Here is a 5959-nt window from a genome sequence, read left to right on the forward strand (position 1 = left end):
GTCCCGCCCGTCCTTTTTGGACGGGCGGGACGCCCATCCCACTTTCAAGAGTGGAAGTTATTTAATTCTCATTCCTTCAACTTCCAACCTGGTTTGACAACTTGGCGGGAACGGGCAATTACTAAACAATCATTCGGCACATCTTCTGTCACCACGGAACCCGCCGCTACAGTAACATCTTCTCCCAAAGTTATCGGTGCAACCAGCACGCTATTAGAACCCGTTTTACTCCGATCGCCTATTTGAGTTTTGTGCTTGTTTTTTCCGTCATAATTCGCCGTAATTGTCCCCGCACCGATGTTGACTTTTTCTCCCAAAGTCGCGTCGCCTAAATAAGACAAGTGAGCGACATTAGTTCGATCGCCTATTTGAGTATTTTTCAATTCTACAAAATTGCCGACGCGACAGTTAGCCCCAATTTCTGCGTGTCCCCGCAAATGTGCGTAAGGGCCAATTCGCGAATTTTCAGCAACCATACTGTCAGAAACCACTGAATAAAGCACAGTCACATTTTCCCCAATCTGACTGTTTTCGATCAAACTGCCGGGGCCGATGCGACTCCCGGAGGCGATCGAAGTATTTCCTCGCAAGTGAGTTTGCGGTTCAATTACGACATCCGGCTGCAACTCTACTGTATCGTCGATCGTAATGCTGTTGGGATCTAGCAGCGTCACTCCCGCCGTCATCCATTTGTCCTTTATCCGCGTTTGCAAAATATCGCAAGCTGTGGCTAAATGTTTGCGATCGTTAATTCCCAATATTTCTTGATAATCTTCCACATCCACCGCCATCACCGGACTGAGGAAATTTACCGTATCAGTTAGGTAATATTCTTTTTGGTCATTATCTGCCTTCAATTCTGGCAAAATTTTCTCTAAATCCGGCCAGTGAAAGCAGTAAACACCTGCATTAATTCGGTGATTTTGCTTTTGAGCTTGTGTGCAGTCGCGGTGTTCGACAATTTGCTGGACTAAGTTTTGACTGTCGGTAAATACTCGTCCGTACCCTTGGGGATTCGGTAAATTAGCTGTCAATAAAGTAGCAGAGTTTTTGTGCTGTTTGTGAATGGCCATCAATTGTTTGATAGTTTCTGCCCTCAGCAAAGGTACATCCCCATTTAAGACCAGCAAGTCTCCTTGAAATCCCTCTAAGTGAGGCAGCAATTGTTGGATGGCATGACCGGTTCCCAATTGTTCGGTTTGTTCGACAAATTCTAGGGGAGGAGATTGAGGATTTTTTCCTGATATTTCTTGACCTCGAATCAGGGATTCTTTAACGAGTTCACCTCGATAACCGACGATGACAAGTCGCCTGGTAATTTGAATTTCTTGACAACTTTGCAGGACTCTCTCAACTAGCGATCGACCGCCTAATTCGTGTAGAACTTTAGGCAAGTCAGATTTCATGCGCGTGCCGCGTCCAGCAGCTAAAATTGCTATTGCTACCATTGTGCGATCGAGTTATTTGCTATAAAAACTTGAATATTGACTAACTGATGATATCACTCGCTGTCCGCCGATGGCACTGCGATCGCACAAATTTTTCATCTAAAATTTCCCATCTCGCATCCGCGCGATCGAGCATTTTTCCAGCCGGATGCTGGTTGTAGGGGCGACGCTGGCAATATCTGGACTGGCCCGCCCGGTATCAAAAACCTGGTTGCAGCAGCAGTATTTGGCGGCTGAGCAAGACGACTTGCATTCCTCACTACAAACCTGAGTTCGGCTTAAAGCCAAGCAATGCAAGTCATTCCCCAAGGGATGCCAGGGGGAGGGAGAGTGAGAATTTGCATCTTTGGGCTGGGATTTGCCGCGATATATTATACTATTCATTGAATTTCAGTTAGGGTGTTTTTAACTTAAAAAAACTATTTATGAATTTTTCATTCCTTCTGCATTATCAGGTGTCCAGCTATGACAGAGCTTAATTTTCAGGAACTTGCCAAGCAGGGAGATATTGCCACTGCGATCGCATCTTGGCTCAACAGCCAGTTGCAATCTGAAGGCATCACAGCCTCCGCTAATCTCGACGGCGACTGTTTGGATGTAATTCTTGAGGCCGAGCAGGTACCCATAGAAAATACATTAGTTGATTTTGTTCGCACCGAGCTGACGAATTTGCAGCCGGATTCGATTCGCAAAGTGAAGGTTGAGGGCCGACAAAGCGGTCAGATTGCTGCTGCTTGGAGTCACGAGTTTAGTTTGGACAACAGCACTTTTGAACCACAGAGCTTTGCAGGAGAATCTGTGCCAAATACTGCTGTTGTTAATATGGACGATCGCACAGAGATGGAGAACAATATTGAGGAGGAAAAACCGTCGGAACTTGCTGCATTTGAGAACCGACTGCGATCGACTTTCATTGTAGTTGGGCTGGTGACGGGTATGTTGGCGATCGCCGTGGTGGCGTTTGTCGGTAAAATTTTGAACCAGCCAGCAGCAACTGCGGGGAATAATCCCGATGAAACAGCAGATTTAGCAACTGCACCGGATGCTGCACCAGATACTTTTCGAGAAGCCGTTAACAGTGCACTCAAAGCAGCAGAATTGGGGCGATCGGCAAAAACCAAGGAAGATTGGAGTACAGTTATCGATCGTTGGCAAGAAGCCGTCTCATTAATGAGAAGAGTACCAGTTTCTAGCCCCAACCATCAACTAGCTCAAGCAAAAGTAATCGAGTATCAGAAATATCTGCTTTACGCTCAAGAAGCAGCAGTAACTCCCCCTCAGCCAACTCCAACTCCCGCACCAGCCGAAAAATCACCTTCGGAAAAAGCAACTCCTAAAAAATCTAATTCTGAAAAAAGAGCTTCGGAGAAACAAACTTCTAAAAAATCTCGTACCGATAAAGCAGAACCCGATAAAAAAGCTCCTTCCCGATAAATGTTAAAACATAGATTTGAATACTTATGACTGACAACACTTTAATCGTTTCTCCTGAATGGTTAGCCACCAATACCGACAATCCGCAAGTTGTAATCATTGACTGTCGTTTTTCCCTTGCCGACCATGAATTGGGACAAAAACAATATCAAGAAAGTCACATTCCCGGAGCTTTCTATTTAGATTTAAACCGCGATCTCGCGAGTGCTGTGGGCAAACACGGCGGTAGACATCCGCTGCCAAACATTGAAGAATTAGCTGATAAATTGAGCGCGATCGGCATTAATTCACCAGAAACTTTAGTCGTCGCCTATGACGATTCGCGGCTGGCTTTTGCCTCTCGTTTGTGGTGGCTGCTGCGATATATGGGACACAGCAAAGTCGCTTTGTTAGACGGCGGTTTCAGCGGCTGGAAAGCGGCGGGATATCCGGTAACAAATATTTTGCCAGAACCCCGCGAGGGTAAATTTGTTGCTCATTTGCAGCAGGATTTGGCGGTAGATATTGAGGCGGTAAAAGAGCGTAAAGACGTGCCGGGAAAGGTTTTGGTTGATTCGCGAGAAAGCGAGAGATATGAAGGTTTGCGGGAGCCGATCGACCCCATTGCAGGTCACATTCCGGGTGCGGTTAACTATCCGTGGCAAGGGGTGACGGATGAAACTGGAAAAGTGCGATCGGCATCCGAACAAAAACACCGGTGGACGGAATTAGAAAAAGCCGAAGAAATTATTGTTTATTGCGGTTCCGGGGTGACGGCTTGCGTCAATTTACTGTCTTTAGAAATCGCCGGAATTCCCGATGCTAAACTTTATGTCGGTAGCTGGAGTGACTGGTGTTCTTATCAGTTGTAGGGTGCACTCCTCGATATGATTGTTGACTGTTGACTGTTCACTGTTGACTGTTCACGGCGTCAACCGTCAACCGTCAACCGTCAACATCATGCCGGTGTAACCGGAAATGATATCAAAGCGAAATTCCTCGCTATGAGGACTAATGAGTTCTTCAGTCCTCTTTGAGAGGACTTTAGCTATGAGACAGGGAATTCATTCCCTGGCGGACTGTTGGGTGAGCGGGAGGACTGGCGGACTAAAAGCTTAAGTTGACACTAATAGGTAGCGGGTAATCACTTCCACTGACATCTTGCACCATTCTCAAGAACAGGCTTTCCGGCCTGTTCCACAAGAAAATCTACTCTTTGTGGAACAGGCCGGAAAGCCTGTTGAGAAGGCGAATTAAACAATACCCTAAAAATCAAAATAAATATAAGGCAAACCGCCTTCGGGAGCCAACACCCAAACGGCATACAAACAAAGCGGCACTAACACCAATTTCATCGGCCAATTTAACTCTAATTTCAAACCCCGACTCAACGCATAATTCCCCAGCATCGCCACAGCCAAAGCAGCCAAAATCCAAGCTAAACTCACTCTATCTAAACCCAAAGCTTCTACATAAACTTTCTCAGCAAACTGCACGTCAGCAGTGTGTCCCCACAAATGCGAAATCGCCCATCCAGAATCCTTTAAATCGGGAAGTCGGAAAAATATCCAACTACCAAAAACCATCGCCTGAGTCAACAGCCAACCGATCGCAATCCCGATCGGATTTTCCCACAAAAACTCGATCCGCAACCGCTTAAACAGCACATCACTCAGCCTGTGAACCGCCAAAGCTAAACCGTGTAAAACCCCCCACACAATAAATCCCCAAGCCGCCCCGTGCCAAATTCCCGCAATTAACATGACAATAGACAAATTCAGACAAGTGCGCCACAAACCGACTCGCGAACCGCCCAAAGGAAAATACAAATAATTGCGTAGCCAATCGCCTAAAGTCATGTGCCAGCGTCGCCAAAAATCAGCTATGCTGGCACTAAAATAAGGAAAATCAAAATTTGGTGGCAAATACCAACCCAGCAGCAAAGCAGTACCGCGCGCCATGTCAACATAGCCACTAAAATCGAGATAAAGTTGCAGCCCGTAAGCCAAAATCGCCAGCCACAAATCCTCGCTACCCGCCCGCTGTAAATTGGTAAAGCTTAAATCGACATAAATTCCCAAGTTATCTGCGAAAAGACCTTTTTTTACTGCACCAAAGGCGATCGTCCAAAGTCCCTCAGAAATGCGATCGGGCGTTGGAAATTGTTGGGTTTTCAGTTGATATATCAAGTTGTGATACCGAGTAATCGGGCCGGAAATCAGTTTTGGAAAAAACAACTTGTAAGCAGCAAAGTGCAGCAGCGAAGTAGCAGCAGGCGCGCCTCGGTACACGTCAATCAAATAAGCAATGCACTCAAAGCAAAAGAAACTCAATCCCAGGGGTGCGATGACGTGACTTTTCACCCAGTCAGCCCCGTCGATAGCTAAAGGCCAATTGAACAAAGTGCCGATCGAACTCAATAAAAAAGGCACATACTTAAAGCCCAGAAGCAGCAACACATTCAGGCAGATGCCTATCCACAGCAGCAACAAACGGCGGCGGTTCCAAGATTCATTAGCAATCCGCCAATCCAGAGGTTCCCCAATAGCCATCCCCAAGCAGTAATTAAACAAAGCAGCGACTAACAGCAAAGGAATGTACCAAATTTGCAGCGAAGCATAAAAAATCAAACTACCCGCCAACATGATGAACAGTCGCCACCACTGCAGCGGAACCAACCAGTAAGCCGCGAACAAAACTAACAGAAACAGCGCATATTGAAGGGAGATGAAAGTCATACCATTTTAGATTTTAGATTTTAGATTTTAGAATTGGGAATGGCTTATTTTGTATGGGTTTGGATTCCGGGTCTACTGTTGCATTATTTTTATTAATCGAGACTTTGCTAAGAACAAGATTTATCCTGGATTTTAGCCGATCGCCCACACGAAAATATGCCCTCGGTAAGTCCCTACTATATAGTCGGCAACTGAGAACTGCTACATTTTACAGCACAAAGGTTAAATTCTGTTGCAAATTAAATAAATCTTGCCTGCTATAAATTCACTCTCTTAGGAATGAGAATTAAATAACTTCCACAAGTTTGTGGGATGGGCGTCCCGCCCGTCCGTTTTGGACGGGCGGGACGCCCATCCCAC

Annotated in this window: 5 protein-coding genes; 2 read left to right on the forward strand and 3 right to left on the reverse strand. The window is 45.9% G+C overall.

Annotation, left to right across the window (positions count from 1 at the left end):
- Positions 1-68: 68 nt before the first annotated feature.
- Together glmU and QUB20_RS27840 are read right to left on the reverse strand one after the other, a co-directional pair.
- Positions 69-1448, reverse strand: a complete 1380-nt coding sequence (gene glmU, locus QUB20_RS27835; protein ID WP_333251329.1) for a bifunctional UDP-N-acetylglucosamine diphosphorylase/glucosamine-1-phosphate N-acetyltransferase GlmU — start codon at positions 1446-1448, stop codon at positions 69-71.
- Between the two features lie 99 nt (positions 1449-1547).
- On the reverse strand, positions 1548-1832 hold the full coding sequence (locus QUB20_RS27840; RefSeq protein WP_333246945.1) for a hypothetical protein: 285 nt from the start codon (positions 1830-1832) through the stop codon (positions 1548-1550).
- An 81-nt stretch (positions 1833-1913) separates the two neighbouring features.
- On the opposite strand from QUB20_RS27840, the gene QUB20_RS27845 reads away from it, so the two are divergent.
- Together QUB20_RS27845 and QUB20_RS27850 are read left to right on the forward strand one after the other, a co-directional pair.
- On the forward strand, positions 1914-2882 hold the full coding sequence (locus QUB20_RS27845; protein ID WP_333251326.1) for a hypothetical protein: 969 nt from the start codon (positions 1914-1916) through the stop codon (positions 2880-2882).
- A gap of 26 nt (positions 2883-2908) precedes the next feature.
- A complete protein-coding gene (locus QUB20_RS27850; RefSeq protein ID WP_333251324.1) occupies positions 2909-3733 on the forward strand; it encodes a sulfurtransferase in 825 nt (274 codons plus the stop codon).
- Between the two features lie 393 nt (positions 3734-4126).
- On the opposite strand, the gene QUB20_RS27855 is transcribed toward QUB20_RS27850, so the two are convergent.
- Entirely contained in the window at positions 4127-5599 is a 1473-nt protein-coding gene (locus QUB20_RS27855; RefSeq protein WP_333251321.1) for an MBOAT family protein, read from the reverse strand.
- Positions 5600-5959: the final 360 nt, after the last annotated feature.

The organism is Microcoleus sp. B4-C2, assembly GCF_036705265.1.
Lineage (GTDB): Bacteria > Cyanobacteriota > Cyanobacteriia > Cyanobacteriales > Microcoleaceae > Microcoleus.

What these genes read in the sequence shown, in the direction of transcription:
- QUB20_RS27840 (WP_333246945.1), bottom strand. Translation starts at nt 1,832, where the DNA reads ATGAATAGTATAATATATCGCGGCAAATCCCAGCCCAAAGATGCAAAT.
- QUB20_RS27855 (WP_333251321.1), bottom strand. Translation starts at nt 5,599, where the DNA reads ATGACTTTCATCTCCCTTCAATATGCGCTGTTTCTGTTAGTTTTGTTC.
- QUB20_RS27845 (WP_333251326.1), top strand. Translation starts at nt 1,914, where the DNA reads ATGACAGAGCTTAATTTTCAGGAACTTGCCAAGCAGGGAGATATTGCC.
- QUB20_RS27850 (WP_333251324.1), top strand. Translation starts at nt 2,909, where the DNA reads ATGACTGACAACACTTTAATCGTTTCTCCTGAATGGTTAGCCACCAAT.
- glmU (WP_333251329.1), bottom strand. Translation starts at nt 1,448, where the DNA reads ATGGTAGCAATAGCAATTTTAGCTGCTGGACGCGGCACGCGCATGAAA.